Origin of the sequence: Pseudomonas edaphica, assembly GCF_965277385.1 — a bacterium.
Lineage (GTDB): Bacteria > Pseudomonadota > Gammaproteobacteria > Pseudomonadales > Pseudomonadaceae > Aquipseudomonas > Aquipseudomonas edaphica.
Window position 1 is genome coordinate 6,433,473 of sequence record NZ_OZ255725.1, and the last position, 16,183, is coordinate 6,449,655.

A 16,183-nucleotide genomic window follows, 5' to 3' on the forward strand; every position below is an offset into this window, starting at 1 on the left:
CAGCAAAAAAAGCCCCGCGACCGAATGAGCCGCAGGGCTAAAAATTGGCTGGATGCGACCAACCAAAGGAGCTCTTTACATCACTTGCTGCTGGCGACGACCGTGTCCGGCTGCCAGCCACCACCCAGGGCCTTGTAGATCGCGACAATACCGCGATACAGATCCACTTCGGCCTGGGCCTGGGAGTCTTCAGCCGCCAAGCGCTCACGTTGCGCATCGAGCAGCACCAGGAAGTCCACGGTGCCTTCGCGATAACGAATAGCGGCGAGGTCAGCGGCAGCACGGCTGGATTCACTCTGACGAATCAGCGAGACCAGGCGCTGCTGGCGTTTGCCGTAATCACTGAAGGCATTCTCCGATTCTTCCAACGCCAGCAACACTTGCTGCTCGTAGGTCGCCAGGGCGCCATCAGCCTCGGCATTCGCACCGCGCAACCGTGCGCGCACGCTGCCCAGGTCAAAGGCGGCCCAGGTGATGCTAGGGCCAAGCGACCAGGCATTGGCGGCAGCCGAACCGATCTGCGAACCGCGCCCGGCGGTAAAGCCGAGGAAGCCGCTGAGGCTGACCCGAGGGAACAGGTCGGCCTTGGCCACGCCGATACGCGCGGTGGCGGCTGCCAGTTTGCGTTCGGCGCTGAGAATGTCCGGGCGACGTTGCAGCAACTGGCCGGGGTCGCCGATCGGCAAGGCCTTGGCAATCGCCGGCAGGTCTTTGGGGCTCAGGTCCACGCTCAGCTTGTCGGGGCGCTGGCCGAGGAGGGTGGCGATGCGGTTACGCTCGCGCACTTGCTCGGCTTGCAGTTGCGGCACGCTGGCTTCAACGGCGGCCAGGCGTGCGTCGGCGCGTTCTACATCGAGCTGATCGCCCACACCGGCATCACGCAGGCTCACGGTAATGGTGCGCGATTCCTGCTGGTTCTTCAGGTTGTCCAGAGCAATGCGTTCACGCAATTGAGCGCCGCGCAGTTGGCCGTAGGCGTCTACCAGTTCGGCAATCATGGTGACTTGCAGTTGGTACAGGTCGGCTTCGGCGACCTGTTGGTCCGCATCGCTGGCTTCCAGGTTGCGACGGATGCGGCCGAACAAGTCGACTTCCCAGGCCATGTCCAGGCCCAGGTCGTAGCGCTCGCTGTTGACGCGTTTGGTGGTCTGGCCCGGGATCTGGCCTTTGCCCACGTCGCTGCTGGCGCGAGAGGTGACGACCGGCATGATGTCGGTGGCCACGTCATCACGGATGGCGCGTGCCGCCCGCAGACGGGCGAACGCCACACGCAGGTCGCGGTTACCGCTCAACGACTGGGTGACCAGTTGGTTGAGGGTCGGGTCCTCGAACTGCTGCCACCAGATGCCTTCGTACTTGGCGTGGTCATAGCTTTTGGTGTCGGCGGCGGCCGTGATATTGGCCGCCTCCAATTTTTCGGTTTTGTAGTCCGGGCCTACGGCACAGGCGCTCAGCGCCAGTACCAGCAAGCTCGGCAAAAATACTTTCACGCTCATTGCTGTGTCTCCAGCTTCAAGGCCTTGGCCGCTTTGCGTGCTTCGCCGCGCTCCACATAACGACGGATCAGTACGTAGAACACTGGGGTCAGCAACAGACCGAAGAAGGTCACCCCGATCATCCCGGAGAACACCGCCACACCCATGGCATGACGCATCTCGGCACCGGCACCGCTGGACAACACCAGAGGCACCACACCCATGATGAAGGCGAACGAGGTCATCAGGATCGGCCGCAGACGCAAGCGGCAAGCTTCCAGTACCGCGGCCAGCGGATCGAGACCTTCCTGCTGTTTATCCTTGGCAAACTCGACGATCAGAATCGCGTTCTTACACGCCAGGCCCACCAATACGATCAGGCCGATCTGGGTGAAGATGTTGTTGTCGCCACCGGAGATAATCACCCCGGTGATGGCCGACAGCAGGGTCATCGGTACGATCAGGATCACCGCCAGTGGCAGGCTCCAGCTTTCGTATTGGGCGGCGAGCACCAGGAACGCCAGCAGTACGCAGAGCGGGAACACGAACAGCGCGGTATTGCCCGAGAGGATTTGCTGATAGGTCAGGTCGGTCCACTCGTAGGTCATGCCGTTGGGCAGTTCATCTTTGAGCAGTTTCTCAATCGCCGCCTGAGCCTGGCCGGAGCTGTAGCCCGGTGCGGCGTTGCCGTTGATTTCGGCGGTGATAAAGCCGTTGTAGTGCATCACGCGGTCCGGCCCCGAGGTGTCGCTGACCTTGATAAAGGTCGCCAGAGGGATCATCTCGCCCTTGTTGTTACGCACTTTCAGCTGGCCGATCTGGTCTTCATCCAGGCGGAACTGCTGGTCTGCCTGCACGTTGACCTGGTAAGTACGGCCAAAGCGGTTGAAGTCGTTGGCATACAACGAACCCAGGTAGATCTGCAGGGTGTCGAAGATGTCGCTGATCGCCACGCCGTGGGTCTTGGCTTTTTCGCGGTCGATGGCAGCATCGACCTGCGGTACGTTGACCGTGTAGCTGGTGAACAGGCCGAACAATTCAGGCGTGGTACGGCTCTTGGTGATGATGTTCTGCACTTCCTTGTACAGCTCGTCGTAACCCAGGTTGCCACGGTCTTCGATTTGCAGGCGGAACCCGCCGATCGTACCCAGGCCCTGTACCGGCGGCGGTGGGAAGATCGCCATGTAGGCTTCCTCGATGCTGCTGTATTTGCCGTTCAATGCACCGGCAATTGCGCCAGCGGACATGCTCGGGTCTTTACGCTCATCGAAGGGCTTCAAGGTCACGAACACGATGCCGCTGTTCGGGCTGTTGGTGAAGCCGTTGATCGACAGGCCCGGGAAGGCGACGGCGGCTTCCACGCCGGGTTGTTTCAGCGCGATGTCGGACATGCGCTTGATCACGTCTTCGGTACGGTCCAGGCTCGCGGCGTCCGGCAATTGCGCAAAAGCCACCAGGTATTGCTTGTCCTGGGCCGGTACGAAACCGGTTGGCGTGTGGGCAAAGCCCAGCCAGGTCAGGACCATCAGGCCGGCGTACAGGAACAGCGCGATACCACTGCCGCGAATCACCCGGCGTACGGTGCCCACATAACCATGGCTGGCTTTCTCGAAGAAGCGGTTGAATGGGCGGAACAACCAGCCACCCAACAGCTTGTCGAGCACCTTGGAGAAGCGATCCTTCGGCGCGTCATGGCTGCGCAGCAACACGGCGGCCAGGGCAGGGGACAAGGTCAGCGAGTTGAATGCCGAGATCACCGTGGAAATGGCAATGGTCAACGCGAACTGCTTATAGAACTGACCGGTCAAGCCGCTGATAAAGGCCGCTGGAATGAACACCGCACACAGCACCAACGCGGTCGCGATGATCGGGCCGGTTACTTCGCTCATGGCCTTTTCGGTGGCCGGGAACGGTTCGAGTCCCAACTCGATATTTCGCTCGACGTTCTCCACCACCACGATGGCGTCGTCCACCACGATACCGATGGCCAGTACCAGGCCGAACAGCGACAGTGCGTTGAGCGAGAAGCCAAACAAGTGCATCACCGCAAAGGTACCGATCAACGATACCGGCACCGCCACCAATGGAATAATCGAGGCGCGCCAGGTTTGCAGGAACAGGATCACCACCAGCACCACCAGAATCAGTGCTTCGAACAGGGTGTGAACCACCGCCTCGATAGAGCCACGCACGAAGATGGTAGGGTCATAGACGATGCTGAAATCCATGCCTTCCGGGAAGCTCTTTTTCAGCTCCGCCATCTTGGCGCGTACTTCGTTGGAGATCTCGATGGCGTTGGAACCTGGGCGCTGGAAGATCGGGATCGCCACCGCCGGCTGGTTGTTGAGCAACGAGCGCAGCGCATACTGGCTGGAACCCAGCTCTACCCGTGCAATGTCTTTAAGGCGGGTGATTTCACCGTTGGCGCCGGAGCGGATAATGATGTTCTCGAACTCCTCCTCCGTCACCAGGCGGCCCTGAGTGTTCACCGACAACTGGAAGCTGGTGGCATTCGGTGCAGGTTGCGCACCCAGGGCACCGGCGGCCACTTGACGGTTCTGCTCACGAATCGCGTTGACCACATCGGTGGCGGTCAGGTTGCGCGAAGCGGTTTTGTTCGGGTCCAGCCATACACGCAGGGAGTAGTCGCCCATGCCGAACAACTGCACGTCACCCACACCGCCCAGACGCGCCAACTCATCCTTTACGTTGAGCAAGGCATAGTTGGACAGGTAGAGCATGTCGTAACGCTTGTCCGGCGAGGTCAAGTGCACAACCATGGTCAGGTCAGGGGAAGCCTTGTCGACCGTAATACCGATGCGCGTCACTTCCTCAGGCAGCTTGGGCTGCGTGCGCGTCACACGGTTCTGCACCTGCACCTGCGCGTTATCCAGGTCGGTGCCCAGGGCGAAAGTGATGGTCAGGGTCAGCTTGCCATCGGCAGTCGACTGCGAGGACATGTACAGCATGTTCTCGACGCCGGTAATGGCTTGCTCCAACGGAGCGGCCACGGTTTCACCGATGACTTTGGGGTTGGCGCCCGGGAAGTTGGCACGTACCACAACGGTGGGCGGCACCACTTCCGGGTATTCGCTGATCGGCAGTTGGAACAGCGAGATCGCACCGGCGATCAAAATCAACAGCGACAGCACCGCTGCGAAGATCGGCCGCGAAATGAAGAACTTGGAAAAATTCATCTTGAGTTGTATCCCTTAACCGCGTGGAGTCGCGACGGCTGCGAGCTTGGGCGCGGCTTTATCCGGCGCCACTTGTTCCAGGTTGCTGGCTTCAAGCGCTTGTCGTTGTTGTGCCAAGGCGGCGAGGGTTTCCTTGCTGGCCATCGGGATCGTTTCCGGCGCAACCGGCGAACCCGGACGAATGCGCTGCAAGCCCTTCACGACGATGGTGTCGTCCTTGTTCAAACCGCTGCGCACGATGCGCAGGCCTTCGATCTTCGGCCCCAGTTCCACCGAGCGATAAGCCGGCTTGTCGCCGTCCATCACCAGCACGAACTTCTTGCCAAGGTCGGTGCCCACCGCTTCGTCGTTGATCAGCACGGCGGAGTAGGTGCCGCTGCCGACCAACTTCAAGCGGGCATACAGGCCCGGGGTGTATTCGCCCTTGCTGTTATCGAACACGGCGCGACCACGGATGGTGCCAGTGGCCGGGTTGACCTGGTTGTCGACGAAGTTCATCTGGCCCAGGTGCGGGTTGCCGGTTTCGTTGGACAGGCCCAGGTACACAGGAGTGGTCGCGCCACGGCGGCCTTCACGAGCCAGCTCGGTGTATTTGAGGTACACGCGCTCGTCGGCGTCGAAGTAGGCGTAAACCTTGTCGGTAGAGACCACGCTGGTCAGCGGCGTGGTGTCGGCGGTCACCAGGTTGCCGGCGGTGATTTCCGCACGGCTGACGCGGCCACTGATCGGCGAGGTCACGCGGGTGAAACTCAGGTTCAGCTTGGCCAGGTCCAACTGCGCCTGGATCCCGGCGACAGCGGCGCGAGCTTCCTGGGCGGCGGTGGTGCGCGAGTCAGCCAGTTCAGCGGAGATCGCATTGCTCTGACGCAGACGCTCGCCGCGTTGCGCTTCGTTATCGCTGCGGCTGGCGGCGGCTTTGGTTTGTGCGAGCTGGGCTTCGAGGCGGCGCACCTCAGCCTGGAACGGGCGCGGATCGATCTGGAACAGCAGGTCGCCTTTCTTCACCAGGGCGCCTTCGGTGAAGGCCACCTGGTCGATCTGGCCGGACACGCGCGGACGAATCTGCACGGTTTCCGGGGCTTCCAGGCGACCGGTGAATTCATCCCACTCGTTGACCGGCTGTTCCAGCACCTTGGCCACACTGATTTTCGCGGGGGGCATGGCAGCCGCTTGATCCGGGGTCTTACCGCAGGCGCTCATCACCACAACGGCCAAAATCGCCAAGGGGAAGCGCAAGTGTTTGAGTGACTGTTCCATGAGGTGCATCCGCCAATGTATTTGAGATGGGCGGATCATGCGCGGCGAGGTGCTATGTCACGAATCGAATGAAACAAAGGTAACTATCATTCGGAATGATATAAGCGAGAGGCGAGCCCTCTAGAATGGCGTTTTCGTTAGGGAGCTATCAATGGGCGTGATGACAAAAGACTGTTGCATGCACTGCAATGAGCTCGATGAGTCTTTCTCTATAAAGGTCAGGACGCTTGTGACCCGGGCCTTAGCCACGGCAAAATCCGCCCATGAGTGCCATCGTGCGAAGGCCAGTTCAATCGTTCTTGCTAGTTGACCAGGAAGTCATTAATGACCACGCTCCAATTCAGAAGCCGTCTCACAGTCGCTGCGTTAGGTCGTGACTTATCCGAATTTCTCTCCAAAACGCTCGGCGAATGCTCCGAATCCATGACTCAGACCCGAGCACAGATTGCTCAGATTGATGAGCTGAAACTGCGTGATGGCGTGAAGGAGCGCAGTATTGCATTGTCGCCAACCCAGCAGCGTGAGAGTAAACACCAGCAGCACTACGATGCGTGTAAAAAAGAGGGGTACGGCCTTGGCTGGGTACTGAGTCCTTTCGATACCCATGCGGCATTGAGCCAGCTGAACAATGCCAAAAATGAGCATGAAGACATCGTCCGTGCATACGATGAGCCAGACACCAAGGTGTTACGTGACAGTCAGATACTCGCACATAACCTTCATGTCACCGAGCAGCGCGAAAAACAAACCGAACTGAAAGTAAAAATGCACAAACTCACTCAAGTGCATATTGCGCTGAGTGGTTTTGCCAACGATGCGGCTCATGCCTTGCACGCAGCCTGTGGTCAAGGCTGGCTGGCAGCTGATTTCGGTGAGCACTTGGAACGGGCTAATAAACTGATACGCCAGGGCAATGTGCACTTGGCGAGCAAATACCTGGCGCACTTGATATTTCAAAAACGACCGGATGACACCGTTTACGAGAGGCTGCATCGTCAGGCTCTGGACCTTCGCAAACGTGCCTACTCTGTGCATTACGGTGTGTCCGTCACGGGTAGTTTTCCTGCGATCGTCGAGGCTTGCGCCAAGCTGGCGGCCGCCAATTTAAAGGCCGTTTACGCAGACCAGTTGCTGAGCGGCCTACATACCGCAGATCAATGGCAATTACTTACCAGGCTGGCTGCTTCGCCTGAGGTTTTTTCCAATGACGTGCTTTGGTCGATCTACTGGGCGATGTTTCAGTGCCAACAGCAAATGGCGGATGTACTGGACAGTGTTGTATCAATGGAAGACCCACTGAACGGTCGGTTCAGCCAATGTGTTGAACATTGGCTGACGGATTGGGCTTCCAAATATATCCCTCTCTTTGGTTATCCTATGTCCCAGTCCTATCTGGGCATGCTGCAATTGGCTAACACGCCAGAAGAAACGCACGTGGGCGCCGATCTAGGTGTGATTATCTCTCTAAATATTGGTGGTTTGGTCTGTCGCAAAGCCGTGCTCTTACAAGCTAAGCGCGCAAAGGATTGGGAGGCCAACATAGGCAGTCAAAAGGGGCAGTTGCCCAAGCTTTCCAGATTACCCCGGGGTGGTTATTACCTGTTCTATCATGAATCACCCGAGCTGCGGTTTGACTCGCCCGTGCCGACGGTGAGTTCTGCGAAAGCGCTGCACCAGTTGATCATTGAGAGCAAGCGGGACCCAAGCGCGCCCTCGCTTAACTTGGATGTACGTACCAGTGGTTGGGACTGGGCCAGTTTCATCAGCTTTGGCCTGTGTGATCCGGCCTCCGGCATTGGAGAAACTTTCGATACCGTCGATGATGCCATGCGTGTCCTGGGCAGTGGGGAGATTGGTGGGCTTCCGCTGCGCCTTTATCTGTTGGCTATTGAAGATGAGCCCTTTACGCTTGAGCTCAAGCAACGCTTGCGTCATCAATACCGGCGGCCGGACCTGGATAGGTCAATGGGTAAAACATCAAAAAAGGACTTAGGCCGGGAGGGCTTTGACCTCGAAATGTGAAAAGGCATCGAAGATCTGCTTTTCAACGATAACCAGGCGAGTTAACAGCGCAATTAAATGCCGGGATTAGCAAACGGCCGTTTCGTAAACGAAAGCGTGAAAGCGATAAGTGAAGCCTCATTGTTAAATGGATAATTCGTGAGTGTGGCTTCATGTCTTGATCGGACAGGGTGAACACTCTTATAGGGCACAGACAGATTTGGAATGCAGAGATGAGATCGTACGAGCTGATTAAAGACCTGGAACGGAAGCTATCTCTTTATGAACGCGATCAGCCGCCCAGCCGTCAAGTTTCAAGTGATGGACATCAGCGGATAGCCGCGCTGATCGTAGCGTCTGAAATTTACCCGCCTCTATTGAATCGGGTAACAGTAATAGGGCTGCTCGAGGGGCGACAGCCCTGGCTGACCGAAGACGGTGGCGAATTCTATCTAGCCTACTCTACTGACTTAGAAGTTTTGGAGGCGGCGAGGGCGATCAGTTTTCCGAATGGTTGTCTTCAGGTATTGAGTCCCATGGAAGTCGACTCAGAGATGCCGGCACGATTAAGGTGTCAGCTTAACGGAATACAGTTTCTGAATGATATACAAGGCGGGTGGGATGGAATGCTGACGCCCCGGTTGCGCATTGCTCACAGCACCGTGACCGCCAATGAGTTGATGTTGCTGGAGCAATACTTTAAACGACACGCGGAGCACCTCGTACTGTCGATTGAGACATGTGAAGTTCAGAGCGTTGGGGCTGAGGTCTGGAGGTTGCTGCGAGCGTCAAATACCGTCGAGGGCGCGTTTGCGGAATTTACCAACAAAATGAAGCTGGTCTCAGGTTGGAACTTTATCTTTGAAATAGACGATGATAAACGGCCCCGGATCGACGAACATGAGTTTCTTGAGGCGGGTGTAGCCTACCTGTTGGAAGATACGTCACTCAGTGATGATTGGTCCGTATGCGCCACGGATGTTGTACTGGCCCGACGTGGCGTGCGCGCTATTGCCTGTAGCGATGAGGCAGGCCAGCGCAAGTACCCCGATCAGTTGGAGCTGGGATTAATCAAGGACGCACTGGATCCGGCAAGAAAGATTGACTCATTGTTTGAAAAGGCCCAATGGTGGAGCAGTGTTACGCAATGGGGACATCATAGCGGTGCAGGAATAAGCGGGAGTCTGGTTGGCACAGTTATTCGCAGTGAGAATAACCAGTACGCGGAGGAGACCAGCTTTCCCTTGACCAAAGCCTTGCTTGAGCATGCACCGGACCTGCCAAGATTGACAGGAATGCTGCTGGAGTCTGCAACAGATATTAAATACTTGTGCATGTTGCTCTCTTATTTTCCAGTCAATCATATAGGTCTGGTCAAGATTTATTGGCATATCAAACGAATTCGCCAGCTGAATTCGACGAAGATTGCCTATGATAAAATATGGCAGGATCTGCTATGGACTCAAACGCTTGAAATATATGTTGATTCCTACGCCCTCTACTTAAGCGAGTCGCTGGTAATAATAGCATTAGAGAACGCTTGCGAGGCGATTGTGAGCGTCGTAGAAGGCGAGCTGGGCAGCTCATCCCGCGGCAAATTACTCCAGGATACTTACCTGCCGTCTTTGAATAGAGCGATAATGTCAATTCGATACACCGACGTGTCGGGGGCGTCCGTTCAGTTGCTGCCCAATAATGTTGAGGCGTTATTGAAAGTTGTTAAGTTTAGATTGGGCAACGGTCGTCGAGAACTTGGTGAAGCCCCCTTTGGAGAATGGCTTGTTCTTTTTTGGGTGTTGAATACATCTTTCTTTACACAAGGCAGCAAGTCTGTGTATCCCCGGTTGCTGGCCGAGGTGCTGGTAAAGAGTTATTTTTCAGTTCTTAACATGCGTCTCAAAAAGAAGTGTAATGAGCGCGAGGATCCGGCTGCCTTCGATGAGTTAAGTTGGGACGGGATGTATCAATATTTGCCGAAGGGGCAGCGTTCAAAGCTGGTGCATGTTTTTGAAGACCGGGTGACGGGAGACATGAGCGATGACCCGGATAGACGTCGAAGCTTTATTTCCGGCGTTAGAATGCACCTCAGGCTACTTCTGAATCTACACGCGGCACAAGCGCTGACTGATGATTCCTCTGCTGTCGAAAATGAAATAGTCTCGATGGTCGAAAAGTTTGGTTTTGGCGAGGGGCATCATTCCGCCGCTTTGGATTATTTTATCGATAACTCCGAACATAACTCGGTTCGGTTGTGGCAAGAGATTTGTATTGCAGCGAATAAATTTGAAAAAGTAACCTTCGAGCGTTTAGTGACGCTTATGTCTATGGAGTCTGTGCCGTTAATCGCATTGTTCACCTTCCTCGAAAGCACCGAGTCTGCAGCGCGTATAGCTTCGATCCAAGGCGAACTTTCAAAGAGAAAACGCTCGCTTAAAAGTGCTTATTAGCTGCCACAGATTATGGATATGATAACCAAGGCTGCCAATAATAATGAGCACGGAATAGCCAGTCATTATTTAGAGTATGCAAAAGCACACAGTCATTCGTCACACGCAGAACGTATAAATACACTGACCGAACAAATAGTGTTGAAGCGGGTTTTTGATGACCCTGATCTTTCTGCTGACGAGCGTGTTGAAAAGCTGAAGGCGATCAGGCGTGACAGAGAGTCTCACAATTCAGTCGTGGAGAACTATAATGACTACTTGTTGGCGACAGCTGAGATTGAAGTGGACTTATCAAGCGCAATACGGCGCTTCGAACGCTTATCAGTGAGGTCTCGGGCGGTCAGGGATATGACCGGACTGGTTCGAGCTGTCTTTGAAAGGGCAAGAAAAGAGGGGATTAAGTTTGATGCTCAACTGTACTGCCATCAATGGGTGCAACATTACGAGCGGTTGAAGCCTTCGTCGCTGGATGATTCGGACATCTATTATATTTTGAAGCTGAGTCTAAGCATACTCGACCGTGAGGTGTTCGATAAGTTTTGGAGCATCGCGTCTACTCAGCAGCAGGATAGAGTTGAAATTTCATTGCTTAGATGGGAATACCTTAAGAATACCGGGCGTGCCGGTGAAGCGCTTGATTGCATGAGGCGGTTGCGCATGCGCCATAGCGATCTGCCTGAAGAAATTAATGCGAAAGTCTCGAGCTTTGAGAGTGAGTTGTTCCGAGCAAGTGTCATTCCTATAGCCGGTACGGGCGTTTTTTTGCAGGGTGTTGAGCCGATTCATGCATGGAATAGTATTTGCAATATGCAGGCGGTAGAGCAAGTAAGAATTTTTAATAATGGCATTGAAAGTGTTGATGAGTATGTGCTGGATGTGATTGATTATGTCGGTAAAGAGTTGTTACTGCGCCGTATGCATCTGAGCCGTCCGAGCGCAGTAGAGTCGCTAGGGACACCACTTCTTATGGTGGAAAATATGATTAACGATTGGCTCGTTTCCTTGGTGAGGCATCGAATGAGTTTCGCAGGCTGGACGGTGTATGATCAGTCTCGAAGCGGTAGCTCTGCCTCGGGCACGGGGGTCGGAGAGGTAGATGGTTGGATAAAAGATAAAGGTGGGAAATATATTGCGCTCATCGAAGCATTCAGATTGATGTCGGTCGAGAAAAAAGTGATTCGTGAACACTTGAATAAAATTCATCGTTATAATTCGGTCGGTTGCAATTCAGTGCTTGTCGTTGTTTATGCGGCAGTTTCAAATTTTAAAATGTTCTCAGATAAGTACTGTGCTTATGTAAAAAAGCTTTCTTATGACGGATTTGAAAGCAATTCGCTTTCACCGCTTGAGGGCATTTCTTCTCGGGATAACCCGAATATTCGCTATTACAAAGAGGTAAGGTCGATGAATCAAGTCCCCGTCACTTTTTATCATCAGCTACTGAATTTGCAGTCCTGACTCTCAGCTGCTCCCCCAAAAAATACATCAACCCACCTCCAACAACAAAAACCACCAACATATAAAACATGCTGTACGCCGGCTGCGTAGCCAACACCCACCCACACAACACCGGCCCCAACGCCGCGCCGACATTGCCCAGGTTCTGCGCGGCGTAGTACATGCCGCGCAGGTGATTGGGCGCGATGTTATCGATGAACATGTATTCGGCCGGGAACACGATAATTTCGCCAAGGGTGAAAATCGCCATCGACAGCACCCACATCAGCAGCGTGGTCGACAGCGCAAACCCGCCCAGCCCGACGATAAACAGGCTCAGGCCAGCGGCAAGCCACCGATTCAGGTAGCGCGGGGATATCCGCTTGCCGAGGCTGTATTGCAAACTGATAACTGTCAGGGCATTGGTGGCCACGATCGTGCTGATGATCCGGTAGGTCTCCTGAGGTGTAGTGGTGACGATCAGGTACTGCGAGAGGTAGGCCGTGAACTGGCCGAATACCACGGCACTGAGAAGTCCGCCGAGGGTAAAGCACACCAGGCGGTAATCGCGCAGCAGCAGTGTGGCGACCGCCAGGAACGCTACGGGTGGCTGGTTTGCTTGGGCCGTCTCCAAACGCCTGTCGCCCCACACGAAGTAAATAAACAAGAACCCGGCACCCAGCCCGGCTGACATCAGAAACGGCAGGCTGGCATCCACGGCGGCCAACCCCGCGCCCAGGAACGGCCCGACGGCATAACCGATATTGGTCAGCGTGTATTTGATCGAAAACGCTTCACTGCGCTGATCAACGGGGAGCAGGCTGCCAAACCCGGCTTTTACCGCGATATCAATCACCGCATACGCCAGGTTCACCAACACCAGGCACAGGTAAAACAGCCAGAGCGCAGGCGCGATAGGGGCGCCGAGAAAGCCCAGCGTGAACACACCGCAGAAGAGCAGGATAAGCCGGTAACTGCTCATCCGATCCACCAGAAAGCCGCCATACAGGCTCAGCAGCGAGCCAATGATCAGTGTGCTGCCGATCACCAAGCCGATATCGGCGATGCTCAAGCCAAAGTGGCTCGACAAATAGATGACCAGGTAGGGCAGGGTGATTGCGCGGGCGAGCGTCAGTATCAGCGAGGCGCTCAATAGCAGGTTGAGGGTGGCGGGGTAGTTTTTCAGCGTGGCCAGCATTCGAGCCTCAGAGTCCATTTATCAGAGTACAAGCAGCTTACCTTTGAACCGAGTTCTGATTTAGGATGGTTTTTATCCAGACACAGGAACTCAATTCATGAATAAGGGCTGTGCATGTTTTCTTCAGAGCGCCTGAAGGGCATCGATGTATTTGTCTGTGTCGCGCAGCACGGCAGCTTTACGGCGACCGCCGGGAAAATGAACCTGACCGCCTCGGCCGTGAGTAAAAGCATTGCGCGCCTGGAAGCCCGTCTGGGTGCCCGACTGTTCCACCGCACCACGCGCAGGTTGTCGCTGACCGATGCCGGCGTTGCGTATCTGCGCACCTGCACTGGCGTGTTAGCCGACCTTGAAGAAGCCGAATGGGCACTGCAGGCTGAAAACACCGAACTGCGGGGGTGTGTGCGCATTGACCTGCCCGGCGCATTTGGCCAGGCGCAGGTGCTGCCGATCCTGCTGCCGTGGCTGAACACTCATCCCTTGCTGACCCCACACATCTCCTTCTCTGATGGCTTTGTCGAACCGTTCAAGGAAGGCGTGGATATCGTCGTGCGCATAGGCGACGCCCCGGCCTGGCCGGAGACGGTAGGGCACCAAATACTCACCCGAGAGTGGCATGTTTTATGTGCGTCCCCTGCGTATCTCACTCGCCACGGCATCCCACAGTCCGAGCGTGACCTTGAACAGCATCAGTGCATTGCCTACGGCTGGGTCGATGGTCGCGTCAGCCACTGGCAGCACGCCGGCGAACATGGCGCGACACTGCACAGCCACGTGCAGCCGCAACTGGTGATCGGCCATGGCAACGGCCTGAAGATGGCTGCGCTGGCCGGCTGCGGTATTGCACAACTGCCGTCGTGGCTGATTGAGCAACACTTGCAGGACGGGTCGCTGGTGCAAGTCTTGCCGCAATGGGCAAGTGAAGGGATGGGCATCAGTGTCGCCTGGGTCAAAAGCCGCCACGCGTTGCCCAAGGTGCGAGCGGTAGTGGAGGTGCTGGTTGCAGGGTTGGGCGCGGTTGAGTGACACTCATTGATTTTCCGAACAAATTTTCCACAGGATGCGCAGATGCCAAACCTCCCGACACCGCCTTCCACGGGCGACGATCCTTACCTTTGGCTGGAAGACGTCGACAGCACGCAGGCGCTGGATTGGGTGCGCGCACAAAACCTCAAGACCCACGCCCGGCTCGCCGAATCCGTGTCTTTCAAGGCCATGCAAGCCGACCTGCTGGCGGTGCTCGACTCGGACAGCAATATCCCCTACGTGGAAAAAATCGGCGCCCACTATTACAACTTCTGGGTCGACGCCGCCCACCCTCGCGGCCTGTGGCGGCGGACCACGCTGGCGCAATATCGCAAGGCGCAACCGGCCTGGGAAACCGTGCTGGATATCGACGCGTTGAATGCCCTGGAAGGTGAGAATTGGGTCTGGCACGGCGCCGACTGCCTGCACCCTGGTTATCAACGCGCCCTGGTCGCACTGTCCCGTGGCGGCGCGGACGCGAGTGTCACGCGCGAATTCGACCTGGTCGAAAAAGCCTGGGTCAATGACGGCTTCGAGTTGCCCGAATCCAAGGGCGGGCTGGGTTGGATCGACCACGACAACGTGTATGTGTTTACCGACTTCGGTGCAGACAGCATGACCCGCTCGGGTTACCCGCGCATCGTCAAGCAGTGGCAGCGCGGTACACCCCTGAGTGCCGCGACGATCGTCTACGAAGGCCGGCACGACGATATGTATATCGCGGCGATGCACGACAGCACACCGGGCTACGAGCGTGATTTCGTCAGCCGCACCCTGGCGTTCTACAACAACGAACTGTACCTGCGCGCCCCGGATGGCACGCTGAGCAAAATCGATGCGCCGAACTCGGCCGACAAGTCGGTGCACAAAGACTGGTTGCTCCTGCAATTGCGTGATGATTGGGCGGTGGGTGATGGCTATGTGGCCGGCTCGTTGCTGGCGATCAACTTTGCACGCTTCATGGCCGGCGCGCGGGATTTCGACCTGTTGTTCGTGCCATCGGACAGCACCTCGCTGGCCGGCATGGACTGGACCCGCAACCACTTGGTACTCAACGTGCTGGAGGACGTCAGAAACCGCCTCAGCGTGCTGACGCCAGGCCCGCAAGGCTGGGCACACAGCGCATTTATCGGCGCGCCGGCGATGGCGACCGTGGATGTGAGCGCCGTCGACAGCGATGACAGCGACGCCGTGTGGCTGGTCACCCGAGGTTTTCTCACGCCGGTCACGCTGTCACTGGCCGACCTTGGCGCGCAACCTGAAGTGCTCAAAGCCATGCCGGCGTTCTTCGATGCGAGCCGGCATGAGGTTGAACAGCATTTTGCCGTGTCCAAGGACGGCACCCGCGTGCCGTATTTCCTGGTGCACGAACAGGGCTTGCAGTACAACGCCAACGCGCCGACCTTGCTCTACGGTTATGGCGGTTTTGAAGTGTCGCTGTGCCCGGAGTATTCCGGCGGGCTGGGCCGCGCCTGGCTGTCCAAAGGCGGTGTGTATGCCGTGGCGAATATTCGCGGCGGCGGCGAATACGGCCCGCGTTGGCATCAGGCGGCGCTCAAGCACAAGCGTGCGCGCGCCTATGAGGATTTTGCCGCAGTGGCGCAAGACCTGATCAACCGCAACATCACCTCGCCCCGACACCTGGCCGTGCAAGGTGGCAGCAATGGCGGCCTGTTGACCGGCAATATGCTCACCCAATACCCCGAGTTGTTCGCGGCCGTGGTCGTCCAGGTGCCTTTGCTCGACATGCAGCGCTATCACCACTTGCTGGCGGGCGCCTCGTGGATGGAAGAGTACGGCAACCCGGACGTGCCTGAAGAATGGGCCTACATCCAGACGTTTTCACCCTACCACCTGTTCGACCCGGCCAAGACCTATCCGCCGGTGCTGTTCACCACCTCGACCCGCGATGACCGCGTACACCCGGCCCATGCCCGTAAACTTGCGGCCAAAATGATCGATGCCGGCCAGGACGTGACGTACTACGAAAACATCGAAGGCGGCCACGGCGGCGCGGCGGATAATGCCCAGAGTGCGTACATGAAAGCGCTGGTCTACGGCTTTTTGTGGGAGCGCTTGAGCGCCGGCCACGGCTGACTTGCGCTGGCAGGTATGATCGGATGCCCCTTGGATAAGTGAAGAGTC

Annotated in this window: 9 protein-coding genes; 5 read left to right on the top strand and 4 right to left on the bottom strand. The window is 56.6% G+C overall.

Features of this window, described 5'->3' with window-relative positions; translation table 11 throughout:
- Window positions 1-80: 80 nt before the first annotated feature.
- Genes ACQY47_RS29255 through mexE form a run of 3 tightly spaced genes read right to left on the bottom strand, consistent with a single transcriptional unit; the run spans window position 81 to window position 5,929 of the window.
- Window positions 81-1,496 (bottom strand): efflux transporter outer membrane subunit, encoded by a 1,416-nt coding sequence (locus tag ACQY47_RS29255; RefSeq protein ID WP_099549834.1) that lies wholly within the window; start codon window positions 1,494-1,496, stop codon window positions 81-83.
- Window positions 1,493-4,672: an efflux RND transporter permease subunit gene (locus ACQY47_RS29260; RefSeq protein WP_017135542.1), complete on the bottom strand. Its 3,180-nt coding sequence runs from the start codon at window positions 4,670-4,672 to the stop codon at window positions 1,493-1,495. Before ACQY47_RS29260 ends, ACQY47_RS29255 begins: the two co-directional genes overlap by 4 nt.
- 15 nt (window positions 4,673-4,687) lie before the next feature.
- Window positions 4,688-5,929 carry a multidrug efflux RND transporter periplasmic adaptor subunit MexE gene (gene mexE, locus ACQY47_RS29265; protein WP_176992254.1) on the bottom strand — a complete coding sequence of 414 codons (1,242 nt, stop codon included), beginning with the start codon at window positions 5,927-5,929 and terminating at the stop codon, window positions 4,688-4,690.
- A gap of 324 nt (window positions 5,930-6,253) precedes the next feature.
- On the opposite strand from mexE, the gene ACQY47_RS29270 reads away from it, so the two are divergent.
- The 3 genes from ACQY47_RS29270 to ACQY47_RS29280 all read left to right on the top strand — a co-directional run bounded on the left by ACQY47_RS29270 (window position 6,254) and on the right by ACQY47_RS29280 (window position 11,835).
- The gene (locus tag ACQY47_RS29270; protein ID WP_169985934.1) at window positions 6,254-7,951 is read left to right on the top strand and encodes a hypothetical protein; all 1,698 of its coding nucleotides are present in this window, start codon (window positions 6,254-6,256) and stop codon (window positions 7,949-7,951) included.
- A 212-nt stretch (window positions 7,952-8,163) separates the two neighbouring features.
- Window positions 8,164-10,377 (top strand): hypothetical protein, encoded by a 2,214-nt coding sequence (locus tag ACQY47_RS29275; RefSeq protein WP_428554251.1) that lies wholly within the window; start codon window positions 8,164-8,166, stop codon window positions 10,375-10,377.
- 12 nt (window positions 10,378-10,389) lie between these two features.
- Window positions 10,390-11,835 carry a hypothetical protein gene (locus ACQY47_RS29280; RefSeq protein ID WP_428554254.1) on the top strand — a complete coding sequence of 482 codons (1,446 nt, stop codon included), beginning with the start codon at window positions 10,390-10,392 and terminating at the stop codon, window positions 11,833-11,835.
- Here the strand turns inward: ACQY47_RS29280 and ACQY47_RS29285 are convergent.
- Complete coding sequence (locus ACQY47_RS29285) at window positions 11,798-13,012, bottom strand: MFS transporter (protein WP_169985938.1); 1,215 nt, start codon at window positions 13,010-13,012, stop codon at window positions 11,798-11,800. The two genes, ACQY47_RS29280 and ACQY47_RS29285, sit on opposite strands and share 38 nt — an antisense overlap.
- Window positions 13,013-13,126: 114 nt before the next feature.
- On the opposite strand from ACQY47_RS29285, the gene ACQY47_RS29290 reads away from it, so the two are divergent.
- The gene (locus ACQY47_RS29290; protein WP_428554258.1) at window positions 13,127-14,038 is read left to right on the top strand and encodes a LysR family transcriptional regulator; all 912 of its coding nucleotides are present in this window, start codon (window positions 13,127-13,129) and stop codon (window positions 14,036-14,038) included.
- A gap of 42 nt (window positions 14,039-14,080) precedes the next feature.
- Window positions 14,081-16,135: a prolyl oligopeptidase family serine peptidase gene (locus ACQY47_RS29295; protein WP_428554261.1), complete on the top strand. Its 2,055-nt coding sequence runs from the start codon at window positions 14,081-14,083 to the stop codon at window positions 16,133-16,135.
- The last annotated feature ends 48 nt before the right edge of the window (window positions 16,136-16,183 follow it).